This window comes from Bradyrhizobium tropiciagri (assembly GCF_001189845.1).
GTDB lineage: Bacteria > Pseudomonadota > Alphaproteobacteria > Rhizobiales > Xanthobacteraceae > Bradyrhizobium > Bradyrhizobium tropiciagri.
Genome location: NZ_LFLZ01000087.1, coordinates 17,966 through 34,385, shown reverse-complemented (window position 1 = coordinate 34,385; position 16,420 = coordinate 17,966). Strand labels below are relative to the sequence as shown.

Sequence of the window (16,420 nt, the reverse complement as noted above, 5' to 3'; positions counted from 1 at the left end):
CCAGCGGGGAGAGGTCGATTTGCGCAGCAAATCGGGTGAGGGGCCGCGGCGCTAACGAGAGACCGTGATCCCTCACCCGGCGCTACGCGCCGACCTCTCCCAAAGGAGAGGTGAAGCACCGCCGTTCCGGCTCAACCTAATCCTATCACGAGTTAATCGCGCTTCGGCGCTTCCGCCGATTTGTTGCCCTCTTGCGCCATGCACTGCTGAAAGAAGTGCAGGCGGTCGCCATTCATCGGCACGGCACCCGGTCGCTTGTACGGGTAGACCAGATAGGCGGCGCGCAGGCACCGCTTCGCCGTCTCGGCATCCGGTGCGGCGATGGCGGCATTCGACGACAGCAACAGCGCCAGCACGGCGCTGAACCGGATGGGCGCGGCGCTCACGGCCTTTCGCATTCCGAGTAGAACACGCCATTCGCGGCCGCCAGCCGCTGCAGGCAATGCCGCTTGTCGGTCACCGCGCCCTCGACCGTGAAGTCATAGGCCTGCGCCTTCAGGATCAGCGCGTAGCGTCCCGGCGACAGCGGCGCGTCGTCGCGCGGCTGGACCTCGAACATCTGCGGATCCTCGCTGAGCGGCGCCGTGCGGAACGGGATCGAGATGTTGCGGATCACCCAGGTGTCGTCGCCCGGCGAGACCACCGGCTTGCCGGTCGCATCGAAGGTGGTCTGCTGGGTCACGCGCGCGATCAGGCGCACGTCGATCGGGTCGGACGCGCCGCCAGCGCCATCGCGCCGGAACACGATGAAGCGCAAATGCCCGTCCGGCAGCGAGGTCTCGCTCGGCTTGGTGATCGCAGCTGAAATCGCGATGCGCGGATCGGGCGCACGGCCCTGGATCAGCTGCAGCTCGTACAGCTTGCCGCCGCTCTCGGCATACACACCATAGGCAGACGGCACCGGCCGTCTTGGAGCAGGCGGTTCGGCGGGCCTCGCCGGGGCAGGCACGGTGGCGACGACGGCCGGCCTTTGCGTTTGAGGCGGCGCCGGTGCGAGCGTGCCCGCAATCATCGCGCGCGCCTCCGCCAGCGACACACCGCGCTGCTGCAGCAGGACCACGGCCGCGATCAGTCCAAAGAGAGCCAGCATGACAACGTAGCGCAGGGGCGCCGATGACGACCATCGCGGACGGCGCGGCATCTTGGCCGGCGCAACAGGCTCAAGCGTGGTGACAAATGCCTCCTCGGCATCGATCCGGGGCGGCCGCTCGATCCGCCGCGCGGCGCCCGCCGCCTCCAGGAACGCGGGCAGCGCCCGCGCCGTGGGCACCGAAAACGTCTCGACCAGATCATCCCTGGTGTGCGCCTCGATGCCCTCGATCGCCACTTCCAGCGCCCGCATCAGGCGCGCTTTTTCGCCGGGATCCTCATGCGAGAGCTGCTGCAGCTTCTGCCGCGCCAGCTCGTAGACGGCGCTGCGCAGCTGCTGCGGGTCGGAACGCACGGACTCGATGGTCCGCGCCAGCACCAGCGCGAACTCCACTTCGGGGTGCGCAGGGCTCACGTCCCTGACCGTCCTCTGGGCCGGTGCCGCCGTCATAAATGTTAATCTGGCTCGCCCTTAATGTTACAACATTCTAGGCGGCTTTTAATGTTAACACAAATGACGAAACCCGCGGCCGACGCCGCGGTTTGGCGTTACCGATCCGAGCAGCAGCAGGGTTCATTGACCCGATCTTTGCAAATCCTGGACGACTGGTTGTTCGCGCCGAAGCGGGACCGCCGATCCTGGCCGGACCTCCTGCTGCTCGCGGGATGGATCGCGCTGGTCGGCTTCCAGATCGCCCATCACGTGATGTGGCGCGACGAGGTCCGCGCGCTCACCATCGCGCTGAACGGCGACAACCTGATCGCCATGCTGAGGGGCCTGCATGGCGAAGGCCACCCTGCCCTCTGGTACCTGCTGCTGCGCGGCGCGCATGCGGTGTTCGGCCGGGTCGAGGTGCTGCCCGGCGTCGCCTTCGTGATCGGGCTCCTTACGGTCGCCCTGCTGATCTTCCGGTCGCCCTTCCCGCGGCCGCTGGTGCTGTTGCTGATCACGAGCCATGCGCTGCTGTTCGAATATGTGGTGATGGCCAGGAACTACGGCATCTCGGCGCTGTTCCTGTTCGCGATCGCGGCCTGCTATCCGGCGCATCGCGACCGCGGCCTCCTGCTCGGCGCGCTGTTGTTCCTGCTCGCCAACACCAATGTCGTCGGCGCGATCATGGTCGGCGCGTTCCTGCTGTTCTGGCTGCTTGACCTGCTCGAGACCCAACTCGCGAACCAATTTGGCTGGCGCTGGACGCCGCAACTCACCAATTTCGCGATCAATGCCGTCAGCGCAACGATCGGCGTCGCGATTTGCGCGGTGACGATGCTGCCGACCTATAATGATGCGGCGGCCCGCGACTGGTCGCATGCTTCGCCGCTGGCGGCGGCAGTCCTGTCGCTGGTGAACCCCGGCGCGACGTCGCTGGGCGCGCTGTTTGCCAATCTGCTGACTTCCATCGCAGGATCGGTGCTGCTGTTCGGCGCGACGCTCGGGCTGCTGTCGCGGCGTCCGGCCTTTCTCGCTGCCATCGCCGCCTTGCTGCTGACGTCGCTGTTCTTTGCCGTCGCGGCCAACGGCGCCTACCGTCACGCCGCGGTCTGGCTGTGCTTCCTGATCGCGCTGTACTGGATCGGCTGGGGCCGGATCACCGCGGCGACATCCGCCTCTCGAGCATGGCACGATCGGCTGTTGCCCGCGGTCGGACGCGTGTCGCTCCTGCTGGTGCTCGCGATCCAGAGCGCCGCCGGCATCAACGATCTGCGCAGTGCTGCGAGGGGTATCGTCGCGAGCCGCAGCGCCGATCTCGGCCGCCTGATCGCCTCACGTCCCGATCTCGCCAACGCGATCATCCTCAGCGAGCCGGAATACCTGGTCGAGGCCCTGCCCTATTATGTCAAGAACCCGCTCTATCTCGCGCGCGACCGCAAGCTCGGCAGCGTCGTGATCTTCTCGCGCAAGGGCAGGATGGACAGCGATCTCGGCGAGACGCTGCGTCTGGCACGCGAACTGCGCGACACGCGTGGTGCGCCCGTCATCATCCTGCTGGCCTATCGGCTCGATGAGATGGTGCCCGACCGGATCCATGACGAGGGCGAGGACTGGCGGACGTTCCGCGCCTCGGACGCGCAGGTCAGCGATTTCCGCGCAGCGACCACGCTGATCCGCCGCTTCGATCCCGCCAAAACCGACGAGAGCTTCGACGTCTACCTCCTCAACTAGGCGATCGATCGAGGACACCAGGAAAGGACCTGCGCGATGGCGCTGATGGACAGCAAGATCGACACCCGCAAGGCGCCGGCCGCAGGCATCCGGCAGTACCTTGCGATCCTGCGGCTCGACCACGGCACCAAGCACATCTTCATCGTTCCCGGGATCATCCTCGCCTGGCTGTTGCGCGGCGCGAGGAGCGAGCACCTCGCCGCCGACATCGTGCTCGGACTTGTGACCGCGGTCTGCATCGCGTCGGCCAACTATGTGATCAACGAATGGTTCGACCGCGATTTCGACCGCCATCACCCGACCAAGTCGCAGCGCTCCGCGGTGCAGAGCGCCATGGACGGCAGGATCATCGGGCTGGAGTGGCTGGTGCTGCTGGCGATCGGCCTCGTCTGCGCGGCAGCGAGCAGCCGCCTGATGCTGCTCGCAAGCAGCATCTTTGCCCTGCAGGGCCTCGTCTATAACGTCCCGCCGCTGCGCAGCAAGGACAAGGCCTATTTCGACGTCATCTCGGAGTCCGTCAACAATCCGCTGCGGCTGTTGATCGGCTGGGCGATGATCGACCCGACCTCGCTGCCGCCGAGCTCGGTGATCCTGTGCTACTGGTTCGGCGGCGCGTTCCTGATGGCCGCCAAGCGGCTGTCCGAATATCGCGAGATCGCCGCGTCCTACGGCAAGGAGCTATTGGCGCGCTGCCGCGCGAGCTTTGCCGATTATACCGAGGTGTCGCTGACCGCCTCGTGCCTCAGCTACTCGCTGTTCTCGGTGTTCTTCCTCTCGGTATTCCTGGTGAAGTACCGCATCGAGTACATCCTCGCGATGCCGCTGGTGGTGATGCTGTTCACCACCTACTTCTCGATGTCGACGTCGCCGGGATCGTCGGCGCAGAAGCCCGAGAAGCTCTATGGCGAGCGCGGCCTGATGCTGATCGTGCTGGCGCTGGTCGCTGTGTTCCTGGTGACGAGCTTCGTCGACATGCCGTTCCTCGGCCGCCTCGCGGAGCAGCACTACATCACGCTGGAATAGCCGCAATTGGTTAGCGCCGGCGCGGATGCGCCTTCTGGTGCCACGCCCAGGCCGAGCGAATGATGTGGCCGAGATCGGACCTCTTCGCCTTGAATCCGAGCCCGCTCTCCGACTTGGCGGGATCGGCGACCAGGATCGGCGGATCGCCGGCCCGCCGTTCGCGCACCACGCTCGGCACCGCCTCGCCGGTCTCGGCGCGGATCGCATCGAGCACCTCGCGCACCGAATAGCCGGTGCCGGTGCCGAGGTTGAACACGCCGCCGGCATCGCCCTTCAGCAGCAGCTCGAGCGCGGCGATATGGGCGGCGGCGAGATCGTCGACGTGGATATAGTCGCGCACCGCGGTGCCGTCAGGCGTCTCATAGTCCTCACCGAAGATCGCGAAGTCGGGCACATGCCCGAGCAGCGCCATCATCGCGCGTGGAATGAGGTGCGTCTCGGGATCGCGAAGCTCGCCGATGGTGCCGGAAGCATCGGCACCGCAGGCGTTGAAGTAACGCAGGCAGACCGATTTGAACTGATAGGCCGCGCGATAATCAGCGAGCAGCTGCTCGATCATGTATTTGGAGCGGCCGTAGGGATTGACGGTCGGACCTGCCGCGCTCTCGGGAATCGGATCGCGCCCGGCATTGCCATAGACGGCGCCGGTCGAAGAAAACACCAGGCGGTCGCAGCCCGCCTCCCGCATGCCGCGCAGCAGGCCGAGCGTGCCGGCAACGTTATTGCCGTAGTATTTCTGCGGATCCGCGACGGACTCGCCGACCGCGCTGAACGCGGCGAAATGCATGACGGCGAGCGCATTGTGCTCACGGATGGTGGCGGCGATCTTGCCGTGATCGGCGACGTCGCCGACGACGAGCGGGCCCCATTGCACGAAGTTGCGGTGACCGGTGGACAGATTGTCATAGACGACCGGGAGAAACCCGGCCTCGGCAACGGCCTTGGCGCAATGGGACCCGATGTATCCCGCGCCACCCGTGATGAGGATCGAACCCCTGCTCGCCATTGAAGATGCCGTCCCTGCGCAGGCCAATCCCGCGCCTCAACAGATGCAATGGTCGATGGGTACGACATTCCGTCGGGCGCGGCAAAACGACGATGGGAATAGCGTTAAGACCGGACGGATTTGGCTTCAGCAGTGACGGTTAACGCGACCCGAACGGAACGTTGGTCTGCTGCCCGACTGGTGGCCGGTGGCGTGACGGCCTGCCGTAAGGGTAAACCGGTGTTGCCGGCGGGACCGGCCGGGTCGCCTGCGGCCGCGATGTCGGAACGCCGCCGCCCGGGCCATCGATCGAATAGCGCTGTGCGCCCTGCGTGGTCTGCCCCGCCCCCTGTGCGAGCGCGGGGGCAGCGGTGGCGACGACCAGCGCCGCTGTTGTGACAAGGCCGGCCAGCTTCATGTCGATGCCTCGAAGGGTTGGATCGGGATCAACCGGTCACGCCTCCGATCGTTCCGCGCGCCGTCGCAGCCTTCGCGATGTTCTGCCTGCCTCACATGAAACCTGGCGCGGCGAAATGTCTCGCCGCGTCACGTTCAAACGATCGGGCTAACCCAGGAAATTCAGGCGCGGGCCGGCGCGACGGCGGCCCAGTGGTCGGGGTTCGCCGGGGTCTGCATCCTGACCCAGCGATAACGCGCCTGCGACCAGGTGCGGATCTGCGCGTTCAGATTGTCGAGCACGACATCGCCGCCCTCAACGCGGACCACCAGCACGAGATGATGCTCGCCCCAGGAGGTTACCACCTCGCTCAGCAGCAGATTGCGCATCGGCCAGCCGCGCGCCAGCAGTTCATGGCGCTTGCTGACGGCATAGTCGTTGCAATCGCCGCGCGCCGGATTGATCAGCCATTCCTCGCCCGCGAGGCCGCGTTCGTTGCGCTGTGGGACGATGCGACGGTTGACCGTGGCGTTGACCTCGATCAAATCGGCGATGCGCTGTTTGGTAAGGCGCGCGGCGCCGCCGCGGAACACCATGCGGGCGCGGGCTTTCGGCTTGCATTCGTCGGCATAGCGCATGCAGAAAATCGTGTAGGCCATCGGCGCCAGCGTCGGCTCGCTGAAGCGGATCTTCTCGACCACGCCGCCGAGCGGCAGCGGGAATCCGATCATTCCGGCCTGGGTGTCCTGCGCGCTTGTCCCGAGCGCGACGATGGCCAGAAGCAAGGCCACCACTCTCTTGACGCTGTACATTCTTCACTCCCCAAAGTGACGGGAAGCATCTACGGGAAATGTCTTGAGTTAAGGCTCAGGCGAGCGGCGGCATTTGTCTCAAATGCTCGGAAGCGCCCGAGCAGTCCATTAACCAGGCCGGGCTCCGGCGCCGGCGAACCTTTCGGCCGCCAATGATAACGCACGTGAAGGTCCAACGGATCGCGGCTTATCGCGCTTCCGAGCGCCGGCGCGCTCTGTTAAACCGTCACCCGCTGCCGGGGTGCGATCCCGCACCAGCTCATGACGAGATCGGCGAGCATCTTGATCTCGAGATCCGCGGGCGTGCCGCCGGCGAAATCGGCCACCGATTGTCCCAACGCGACAGCGCGAACATAGGCCGAGCGGCTTCCGATCATCGGCCCGATCTCCTCGTCGAGCGTATCCAGCTCCTCGATCAGTTGCTGGCCTTCGAGCGTGCGCTGGTCGACCCGGTTCGGCACGATCATGGCGCGGAGCGCCGTTCGCCGCGCCGCACGCACCTCGCGCACGATGTCGATCGTTCGCGCGGTGGCCTCGATGTCGAGGCCCGACGGCGTACACGGCATCAGCACGATGTTGGCGACCGCGAGCACCGCGCCCAGCACCCGGTCGTTGGGCGCGGAGTCCACCACGATGATCTTATGCGGGATCTGTCGCATCAGCTTGGCCCATTCGGCGACCGGGCGGGTTTCCGGGTCAAGCTGATAGACCGGGAATGTCAGATTGCCGGGCTCAGCCCAGTGACAGGCGGACGCCTGCGAGTCGGCGTCGACCAGTCCGACCACGCCCGTGCGCCGGTCGAGTTCCGCCGCCAGCAGAACCGCAAGCGTCGTCTTTCCGACCCCGCCCTTGCGCTGGGCAACCGAGATGACAAGCGGCATCGCAAGCTCCTGGCGTTATCCCCCGTGCATGCGCGGGAGGACACCTTCATCAACGAGCGTCAGCATCCGGGGCAGACAGACCCGCTTCGCGTCGTAATTGTCCCGCACGAAGCTCCGCGCCTTCATCCGCATCTTCTTGAAGGCCTTGGGCCGTGACAGCACCGAGATTACCTGATCCGACAACGCATCAATATCAAAAAACGGCGTCAGCAGGCCGTTGCCGTCCGAGATGATGTCGCGCAGCGGCGCCGTGTCGGACGCGACCACCGCGCACCCTGCACTCATCGCCTCCAGCAGCGACCATGACAGCACGAAGGGATAGGTCAGGTAGACGTGCACCGAGGAAATCTGCAGCAGCTCGAGATACGGTTCCCGGGGAATCCGGCCGAGGAAATGCACGCGGCGAAGATCGATATCCGACCTGACTTCGCCGAGGAACATCGACTTCCAGCTCGAACCCTCCGGCGGGTTCGCGCCGTAGGATGTCCCGCTGCCGCCGACGATCACCACCTGCGCGTTGGGCCGCGCGGCCATGATCCGCGGCAGCGACCGCATGAAGACATGGAATCCGCGCACCGGCTCGAGGTTGCGCGAGACATAGGTGATCACTTCATCGTCGGCCGAGAGTGTCGCGCCGTTCGGAAGCTGAAATCGCGCGACGGGGTTGGGCTTCACTTCGTCGGTGTCGACGCCCTCGTGGATGACCTCGATCTTGCTCTGAAACTCGCGGGGAAAGGTCGACCTCTGCCATGGCGTCGGCGAAACGCCCGTGTCGCACTCCGTGAGCGCCAGCAGCGTGGTCGCATTCTTCAGATGGAGCGCGACATTGCCGTCGAGGCCGGTCATCGGAAATTCGGGATCGAATCCGACGTCCCTGCCCTCGGCACCGTAGTAGAACTCGCAGTAGAGGATGATGCGCGCTTTCGGAAACATCGTGCGCAGCGGCAGCGTCTCACCCCAGCCGGGATGCGCGAAGATCAGGTCGGGCACGAAGCCCTGCCCCGACAGCGACGACAGCGCATACAGGACCTCCTCGGCGCGCCGCGCCTCGACGTCGAAGCGGCGCGCAAAGGGATGCACCATCGCGGAGTCCGACTTGGTGGTCGAATATTTGAGCAGCCGGATATCCCGCGTCGTGCTCGCGGTCGATGAGCCGACCGCAACGACCCTGTTTCCGGGCTGCTCCGCAAGTGCACGCGCAATGTGGCGGTATTGGGCTGGAAAGTTGTTGTGGACGAAGAGGACGTTCATTGGCGGGCGAGCGCGCCCCCCGGCCGCGCGGTCTTCGATTGGGGTCAGGGTCGATACCATGACCGGCAGGGTGTCTTCGATATGCACGTGCGAAACTATCTCACCGGATTAACATTAAGCCCCCTTCTATCACACAGATTTTTGGGGCACACTGTGTGAGAAACATATCGACCCATCCGTTAGGCTCGCAGGCGACCATGAACGAACAGATTCAGCAGAAAACCATTGACCTGGCACGAGGGCTTTTCCTTGTTCGCTACAATGGCGCGGAAGACAAGACATCACCTCCGGTGGTGCGCGTCTATCCGGATCGCGCCAGCACTAACAATTGTAACATTATTACCGGGCCCGACGGGGCCAATGGAACCCTGTTCGCGCCCGAGACCGCGCTGGTCGTCTCGGTCGCCCGGCCAAGCCGCCTGATCGTCGAGGTCACGGCAGGGCGCGCCGGCGGGTCGACCGCCGCCAATATCAAGATCGAACCGCTGACCCAGGGACAGCCGGCCGCGCAGCCCGCCAGCCAGCCATTCGATACGGACGAGCCCGATCCGGGCCTTGACCGTGGCGAGCTGAACGATCTCAAGCTGCTGGCGCATGTCGCGGGTCTGGGCGACGTCACGGTCGGCCCGAATACCTGGATCGCTGGACCGGCCGCTCCGGCCCGGATCGAGGGAATTTCCCTCGATTGGCCGAACAAGCCCTACGATCTCAACCTGCAATATGCGGTCAAGTTCGCGAGGCCGCAGCGGGGTGACAACCAGTTCGTTCCGCTTGGAACCTTTGCCGGAACCCGGGGACGCGCGCTGGCCATCACGGGGTTCTCGCTGGAAGCCACGGGCCCCGGCGCGGATCGCTACACCATCGCAGCCGAGACCATCTTTCTGGGCGCTCCGGCCCTGCACGTGACCGGGAACCGGATCGTGGTGGCCGGGCCTTCAGGCCGGGAACCGCTGGTGGGCCTCAAGCTCAGTGTCGAAGAGCACCGGGTGCAGGCAGCGCCGCTGGCGCCCCGGCAGCCGCGGCGCGCTGAACCCGTCGCCCCGATGCCCCGCCAGGAGGCGCCGCGCCTCGAGGGACGGGTGCGCGTGTTCCGGAGCCGGCAGAGCGCCGTCAAGACAGCAGGCTGACCATGCGCGCAGACAAGGGCGACATTTGACCGCCGACGCGCGCAGGATCGCCTTTACGTCAAAAACGCTGCATCACGTCGATCTCGAGCGGGCCGCTGTCGCGGCGCTCGAGGCGCGTGATTTCCGGCGCGCATTCGCGCTCGCCGACCGCCGCTGCCGGATCTTGCCGCATCCCGGCGCCCGCGCCCATCTGCTGCGCGCGGAAGCGCTGTCTCGCCTCGATCTCAGGGATGCGGCTGTCGCGAGCGTAGCCCGGGCGCTCGAGCTCGAACCGGACGATCTTGTCGCCGCACGGCGGATGATGGCCTGGGGCGACGGCCTCCCGCAGCTCGAAGCCGCGCGAAGCATCGCGCGGCGCGACGACGATCCGGATTCAGTCAGGAGCGCGCTCCTGCTGCTCGAGCAGAACGGTCAGGACAGCTGCGCCCGTGTCGACTTCCTCGATGAGGAGGTGAAGGGATGGGTGACGTGGCGGGGCGACGACCCACAGCTTTCGCTGGCGCAGGCCGATCAATCCAGCACCATCCAGCTTCCCGCCGACCCCCGTCACAGATTTGCGCTCAACGGGCGACGCGCTGCGAGCTTCCGTCTGATGCGGCCGGCGTCCGCGACCTCGCAACGCCTCGAGATCGCGCAAGTGGACCACGTCATCGCCAGCATTCAGCTCCCGGCCAACCGTGCTCCGGATCGGCGCAATGCACCCCAGCGGCCGCCTCGCGTGCGCAACGGCGAAACGCCGCCGCTCACCATCATCATCCCGGTCTACCGCGATCTGGCCGCAACGCGTGCCTGCATCGAGAGCGCATTGACGGCCGTCGCCTGCACGCCCGGCTCGACCATCGTCGTCGTCGATGATGCCTCGCCCGAACCCGCCATCAAGCATCTGCTCGGCGAGTTGGCTGCGGAGCTGCGCATCCTGCTACTGACCAACGCGCACAATCTCGGCTTTGTCGGCGCGATCAACCGGGCCCTCGGCGAGACGGGCGCGGGCGACGTCGTGCTGCTGAACTCGGACACGATCGTGCCGAAATATGCGCTGCAACGCTTGCGAAGCGCGGTACGATCGACGCCGCGCGTAGGCACGGCAACCCCGCTCTCGAACAACGGCGAATATACCAGCTTCCCGGTCCCGAACCGCTCCAATCCCCTGCCCTCGCCCGATGAACTGGAATTGCTCGACGAACTGGCCGGCACGGCGAATTCCGGGATGGCCATCGACATCCCGAACGGCATCGGGTTCTGCCTCTACATCACCCGCGAATGCCTCGACGCCGTGCACGAGCTCTCCGACGATTTCTATCGGGCTATCTCGAAGACGTCGACTTCTGTCTGCGCGCCGCCGAGGCCGGTTTCCGCAACGTGTGCATCCCGTCGGTCTTTGTCGGACATGAGGGTTCGCGCTCGTTTCTTGGCGAGAAGCGTTCCCTGGTGCTGCGCAATCTTCGCGTCCTCGAGCACCGATACCAGCGCTATGCGACCGAGTGCGCGGCGTTCCTGGTTGCCGATCCGCTGCGCGATTGCCGCGCGGCGCTCGAGCTCAAGCTGCTCTCCAACGAACCGCGCGCCGCCGACCCGCACGTCATCCTCTGCGGCTCCTCGATCGGCCGCGAGATCGCGGTCGGGCGATGCAGGCAACTGGCGACGGAAGACAGGCGCGGTCTCATCGTTCACTTCCGCGCCGAGGGAGAGCGCCGGATCGCCGCGATCTTCGATCCGGATGGCGGAGCTCCGCAGTCCATCACACTCGACGTTGCGACGCCCGAGGGCCGCGATGCTTTGCTGAAGTGTCTCGCCGATCTTCGATTAGGCTCGCTTGAGATCGCGGAGCCGAACCGCATCCCCAGCGCCTGCCTGGCACAGCTCACGCAACATTTCGCCTACGACCTCCTGGTCACCGACACTGCATTTGCGATGCGCGCCGCGACCGGATCGGGCGTGCATCCGGACTGGACGGGTCTCGTCGAACGGGCCCGGCGCGTGATGGTGATCGGCGAAACCGGGGCCGAGTTCGCCGAAGCGGTGCTCGGCCTGCAGGTGACCAGGCTGAGCGCCCCGCTGGCGCAGCCGGTGCCGCCTAGCGCCGTGAGCGGCCCGGCGCGTCTCGGTCTGCTGGCCCTGCACGCGAGCGCAGCAGAATTTCGTTTCGTTAGAGCGCTGAGCGATCAAATGGCCGAAGCCGACGAAGACGCCGCGATCATCGTGCTGGGCACCACCCTCGACGATCTCAAGCTGATGCAGCGCTCGAACGTCACGGTCGCCGGCGAAATCGGCGCCGACGACGTCACGACGCTGATCGAAGGCCACGGCATCACGAAACTGGTTCTCGATATCGGCGAACCGGTGTTTGGACATCCGTTGGTGGACGCGCTGCTGGCAACCGAATTGCCGACTGCCGCGATCGAATGGAGGCCGGCACCACCGGGACGTGGCCGGAACACCGACCTGAAGCTGCAGCCAGGACTTGATGCCGACGACGCGATTGCCGCCGTCCTCGACTGGGTGGCCGAGGACGTGCCGCTACATCCCGATCGGAGGCGCGGTCGGCTGAGGCGGGAGGTTGGCGCGCGGCTTCCATGACCGCGGCGGCCATGCGAGCGACGAGAACGGCGTCGAATCCAGCCCCAGCAGCGGGCTGTAGTAGGGATCGTCCAGCAGCACCTCGCCCCACTTCGCGCGCAGCATCGCCAGCTCGTGCCCAAAGCGTGCCTTGCGATCCGGCGCGGAATCGCGGCCCCGGCTGGCCGATTCCAGATGCACGAGCTTTGCGTCCGGCGTGAACACGATCCGCTTTCCGAGCTGGCGCAGCTTCAGGCACAGATCGATATCGTTGAAGCTGATCGGAAAGCGGACCTCGTCCATGCCGCCGACGGCCAGGAAATCGCGCTTGCGCATCAGCAGGCACGCCGCCGTCAGCGCCGAGCATTCGTGCGCGACCTGGAGCAGGTCGCCGTAGCCGGGATCACCATCCATCCGATCGTTGAAGGCGTGCGCAGCCGAGAAATTGGCACCAAGCACCACCCCGCCATGCTGCACGACGCTGCTCGGCCAGAGCAGCTTGGCGCCGACGGCGCCGACATCGGCAGCGGCGAGCCGCCACAGCATCTCCGCCAGCCAGCCGTCATCGAGCGCCTCGATGTCGTTGTTGAGAAAGCAGATGTTATCCGTATCGACGCAATCGACGGCAGCGTTGTTGATCGCTGCGAAGTTGAACGGCCCCTCGACCGAAATCACGTCGATTTCGTCGTCGGACAGGCCCTCCAGATAATCCAGTGCGTCAGGCTCGCTCGAGCTGTTGTCGACGACAAGAATCCTGGCGTTGGTCTCATGTGCGGCCGGCAAGACCGTCTCGATGCATCGCTTGAGAAGCTCTGCGCGATTCCTGGTCGGGATGATGATGGTGGTGCGCTCATTCCAGTCGACCGCGCGCTTGACCCGCACGGCAGGAAGCAGACCCGCTGTCCGCGGCTCGACATGCACCTCGACGCCGGCCCTCGCGAAATACGCCTCGCTTGCGGCGACAAGCTCGGTGGTTGCAGTGGACGCATCAATTCCCGGCAACGCCGCAACCGCCCCCGGCAGATGATAGGTTCGCTCGGGTTCGGCGCAGGACAGGAAGATGTCGTAGAGCGACGCCGCCGATCGCAGCGCCTCCACGGCACGCTCGCGGCGCACTGCAAAGCAATACGCGCCATAGCCCTGCTCGAGCGCACGTTCGAGATCGAATGCCGGAAACGCCAGCGGCCAGACGGCGCCGGCACCCGCGGCGACCTCGACGTCGCCATAGGCGAGATCGCAGCCAGGCTCGGAAGCGAACACATCGGCGAAACGCTGCAAGGCATCTTCCGCGAGGATCGTCCCGCTCAGGCAGAAGACGAAGAATGCGCTGCTCGCGGCATCGCCGTCGATAAACTCGCGCGCAGCTGCCGGATCGAACCGGCTGAACCCACGTGCCGGCAGGCAGACCGCCGACCAGGCGCATGCCGTTGTGCTTCGAGACTCTCGATGCTTTCGTCCACCCTGGCGTCGCCGATCAGGACGACCGCGGCCTCGGATGGAACGTCAGACTCGATCGCCGGCGCGAAACGCTCCTTCCAGCTGCGATAAGTGTGAAATGGCACCGAAGCGGGCAACAACTGATCGAACAGTTGTCCGCGCAACCGCTCGCTATCCCAGCGTCCGAGCTCCGCGATGGTCTGCTCCAGGCCGCGCTCGAAAGCGACGAATGCGATCGGCTCCGAGATCACGCTCCGCCCCGAAACCGTCCGTGCGGACAGACCGCGCACGCGGCCATCGGCAAAATGCTCGGGCAGATGAAAATCGATCCGGCGACCGACGCCGAACTCGCCACCCCGCGCAACGTTGGTCCACCCGGTCGGCTTCACGGTCATCACCGGCCGCTGCGCGATCAGGATTTCGATGTCTTCGTCGACGTCCTGCGAAAGCCAGCCCTCGAAGCGCAGACCTCCGGCCCATTTGATTTCGCCGATCCGGTGCCACTGCGCGTCCGGCGCTGCGACATCGCAGCGAATCGGAGCACCGACAGCACTTCCGATATTGGCCAGTCGCGCCTCGATGATTCCGGCGTTCGCGCCGACCTCATCCTGCACGTTGAAGGTAAATCCAAATCGCCCGTCGCCGATTCCGGCATCGGCGAGCTCTGTTACAAACTCGTCACACAATGATGACATGTATGGCTCGCCGTCGACGAGCAGCTCGACGGTATAGCGCCGGCCGAGATCGGCGCGGTCATACACAAATCCAGAAAACGTCGTGCGATCGTATCTGGAGAACCGCGTTTGCAACGACGCGTATTCAGCTCCTGAGGGCCTCTGCTTGCCAATCGTCTTCGTGCTCATGTCCAACCCTCAAACGGCGGCTCGATTGTCAGTCGATTTCAAGTTGAGAATGTGTCCATGGCGCGTCAAAGGTGACTAGCGCGCACTCAACTGCACTGAGGCCATCACCGTTTGCACAAAAAGCCGCCGAGCTCCAACACAAACTATACGTTATAAAACTTGGCGTTATCGGCGCCAATTGTGCTAGTGCTAACTCCTCCTCTCCACACTGATCGACGAGCGGATTCATGAAGATTGCAATGGTTGGAACGGGATATGTTGGTCTCGTATCCGGAGCGTGTTTTGCCGACTTCGGCCATCAGGTCGTTTGCGTCGACAAGGACGCCGGCAAGATCGAAGCCCTGAAGCGCGGCAAGATCCCGATCTACGAAACTGACCTCGATAAGCTCGTCGAGACCAACACCGCCGCCGGACGGCTGACTTTCACGACGGAGCTCGCCGGAGCCGTTGGCGATGCCGATGCCGTGTTCATCGCGGTCGGAACGCCCTCGCGTCGCGGCGATGGCCATGCAGATCTGAGCTACGTCTATGCAGCCGCCAAGGAGATCGGCGCCGCGCTCAAGAAATTCACCGTGGTGGTGACGAAGTCGACCGTGCCCGTGGGCACCGGCGACGAGGTCGAACGCCTGATCCGCGAGACCAGTCCCAACGCCGATTTCGCGGTTGCTTCGAACCCCGAATTCCTGCGCGAAGGCGCCGCGATCCAGGATTTCCGCCATCCCGACCGGATCGTCGTCGGCACCGAGGACGAGCGGGCCAAGAAGGTGATGGGCGAAGTCTATCGTCCGCTCTATCTGAACCAGGCGCCGATCCTCTATACCGCGCGGCGCACGGCGGAACTGATCAAATACGCTGCGAATGCGTTTCTTGCCACCAAGATCACCTTCATCAACGAGATCGCCGATCTCTCCGAGAGGGTTGGTGCGAACGTGCAGGAGGTCGCGCGCGGCATCGGGCTCGACAACCGGATTGGAACCAAGTTCCTGCATGCCGGCGCGGGCTATGGCGGCTCCTGCTTCCCGAAAGACACCCGCGCCCTGTTCAAGACGGCGCTCGATCACGATGTGCAGCTGAAAATCGTCGAAGCCACGCTGACCGCGAACGACAACCGCAAGCGCGCGATGGCGCGCAAGGTCGCCAACGTGCTCGGCGGCGAGCTGCGCGGCAAGACGATCGGCGTGCTTGGCCTGACCTTCAAGCCCGATACCGACGACATGCGCGAGGCGCCGTCGATCCCGCTGATCAACGGCCTGATCGATTTCGGTGCCAAGGTTCGCGCCTATGACCCGGTCGGCATGGAGCAGGCGCGCAAGGAATTGCCGGAGATCGAGTACTGCACGGACGCCTATGAATGCGCCCGCCAGGCGGATGCGCTCGTCATCGTGACCGAGTGGCGCCAGTTCCGCGCACTCGATCTCAAGCGCATCAAGCAGGAGATGAAGCATCCGGTCGTCGTCGACCTGCGCAACATCTACCGCCCCGACGAGATGGCCGCGCACGGCTTCACTTACGAGAGCATCGGCCGGCCGCGCTGAGCGGCCGCAACGGACCGGCAGCGATAGCCACGGTTCGATCCTGGAGCCCCGTTCCGAGTCAATCGGAACGGGGCTCTGTTTTTGTTCTGACGCGTTTTCCCCACGCGTTCCGATATCCACTTCGCTCTTAAGCGGGACGAGTTTTGGTTGAATCGGCTTGGCGCGGTCTCGGTTCACCTCTCCCCGTTGGGGAGAGGTCGATTGCGCCTGGCGATGCGAAGCATCGTCCAGTGCAATCCGGGTGAGGGCTCTTGCTCTCTCGATAGACCGTAACCCCTCACCCGATTTGCTGCGCAAATC

14 protein-coding genes are annotated in these 16,420 nt (G+C 65.1%); 6 read left to right on the top strand and 8 right to left on the bottom strand.

Annotated elements, in window-relative coordinates:
- Positions 1 to 152 precede the first annotated feature (152 nt).
- Both AKN84_RS39080 and AKN84_RS39075 read right to left on the bottom strand, forming a co-directional pair.
- Entirely contained in the window at positions 153 to 386 is a 234-nt protein-coding gene (locus AKN84_RS39080; protein ID WP_244485722.1) for a hypothetical protein, read from the bottom strand.
- Positions 383 to 1,504: a hypothetical protein gene (locus AKN84_RS39075; protein WP_244485721.1), complete on the bottom strand. Its 1,122-nt coding sequence runs from the start codon at positions 1,502 to 1,504 to the stop codon at positions 383 to 385. Before AKN84_RS39075 ends, AKN84_RS39080 begins: the two co-directional genes overlap by 4 nt.
- Before the next feature lie 162 nt (positions 1,505 to 1,666).
- Here AKN84_RS39075 and AKN84_RS39070 point away from each other — a divergent pair, with 162 nt between their 5' ends.
- Positions 1,667 to 3,253 (top strand): hypothetical protein, encoded by a 1,587-nt coding sequence (locus tag AKN84_RS39070; RefSeq protein WP_050425710.1) that lies wholly within the window; start codon positions 1,667 to 1,669, stop codon positions 3,251 to 3,253.
- 36 nt (positions 3,254 to 3,289) lie between these two features.
- The gene (locus tag AKN84_RS39065) at positions 3,290 to 4,276 is read left to right on the top strand and encodes a UbiA family prenyltransferase (protein WP_244485720.1); all 987 of its coding nucleotides are present in this window, start codon (positions 3,290 to 3,292) and stop codon (positions 4,274 to 4,276) included.
- A 10-nt stretch (positions 4,277 to 4,286) separates the two neighbouring features.
- Here AKN84_RS39065 and galE read toward each other — a convergent pair whose 3' ends face one another.
- The 4 genes from galE to AKN84_RS39040 all read right to left on the bottom strand — a co-directional run bounded on the left by galE (position 4,287) and on the right by AKN84_RS39040 (position 8,602).
- The gene (galE, locus tag AKN84_RS39060; RefSeq protein ID WP_050425707.1) at positions 4,287 to 5,282 is read right to left on the bottom strand and encodes a UDP-glucose 4-epimerase GalE; all 996 of its coding nucleotides are present in this window, start codon (positions 5,280 to 5,282) and stop codon (positions 4,287 to 4,289) included.
- A 558-nt stretch (positions 5,283 to 5,840) separates the two neighbouring features.
- The gene (locus AKN84_RS39050; RefSeq protein WP_050425705.1) at positions 5,841 to 6,470 is read right to left on the bottom strand and encodes a transglutaminase-like cysteine peptidase; all 630 of its coding nucleotides are present in this window, start codon (positions 6,468 to 6,470) and stop codon (positions 5,841 to 5,843) included.
- A 218-nt stretch (positions 6,471 to 6,688) separates the two neighbouring features.
- Complete coding sequence (locus tag AKN84_RS39045) at positions 6,689 to 7,351, bottom strand: ParA family protein (protein ID WP_050425704.1); 663 nt, start codon at positions 7,349 to 7,351, stop codon at positions 6,689 to 6,691.
- A gap of 15 nt (positions 7,352 to 7,366) precedes the next feature.
- Complete coding sequence (locus AKN84_RS39040) at positions 7,367 to 8,602, bottom strand: glycosyltransferase family 4 protein (protein ID WP_050425703.1); 1,236 nt, start codon at positions 8,600 to 8,602, stop codon at positions 7,367 to 7,369.
- A 197-nt stretch (positions 8,603 to 8,799) separates the two neighbouring features.
- Between AKN84_RS39040 and AKN84_RS39035 the strand changes: the two genes are divergently transcribed.
- Genes AKN84_RS39035 through AKN84_RS39025 form a run of 3 tightly spaced genes read left to right on the top strand, consistent with a single transcriptional unit; the run spans position 8,800 to position 12,306 of the window.
- Positions 8,800 to 9,729 carry a hypothetical protein gene (locus AKN84_RS39035; RefSeq protein ID WP_050425702.1) on the top strand — a complete coding sequence of 310 codons (930 nt, stop codon included), beginning with the start codon at positions 8,800 to 8,802 and terminating at the stop codon, positions 9,727 to 9,729.
- 25 nt (positions 9,730 to 9,754) lie between these two features.
- Complete coding sequence (locus AKN84_RS39030) at positions 9,755 to 11,512, top strand: glycosyltransferase (protein ID WP_050425701.1); 1,758 nt, start codon at positions 9,755 to 9,757, stop codon at positions 11,510 to 11,512.
- Entirely contained in the window at positions 11,506 to 12,306 is an 801-nt protein-coding gene (locus AKN84_RS39025; RefSeq protein WP_050425700.1) for a hypothetical protein, read from the top strand. Before AKN84_RS39030 ends, AKN84_RS39025 begins: the two co-directional genes overlap by 7 nt.
- Here the strand turns inward: AKN84_RS39025 and AKN84_RS49625 are convergent.
- Positions 12,247 to 13,563, bottom strand: a complete 1,317-nt coding sequence (locus AKN84_RS49625) for a glycosyltransferase family 2 protein (RefSeq protein WP_244485719.1) — start codon at positions 13,561 to 13,563, stop codon at positions 12,247 to 12,249. The genes AKN84_RS39025 and AKN84_RS49625 overlap by 60 nt on opposite strands.
- A 26-nt stretch (positions 13,564 to 13,589) precedes the next feature.
- Positions 13,590 to 14,483 (bottom strand): hypothetical protein, encoded by an 894-nt coding sequence (locus AKN84_RS49620; protein WP_244485718.1) that lies wholly within the window; start codon positions 14,481 to 14,483, stop codon positions 13,590 to 13,592.
- A 329-nt stretch (positions 14,484 to 14,812) separates the two neighbouring features.
- Between AKN84_RS49620 and AKN84_RS39015 the strand changes: the two genes are divergently transcribed.
- Positions 14,813 to 16,120 carry a UDP-glucose dehydrogenase family protein gene (locus AKN84_RS39015; RefSeq protein ID WP_050425699.1) on the top strand — a complete coding sequence of 436 codons (1,308 nt, stop codon included), beginning with the start codon at positions 14,813 to 14,815 and terminating at the stop codon, positions 16,118 to 16,120.
- Positions 16,121 to 16,420: the final 300 nt, after the last annotated feature.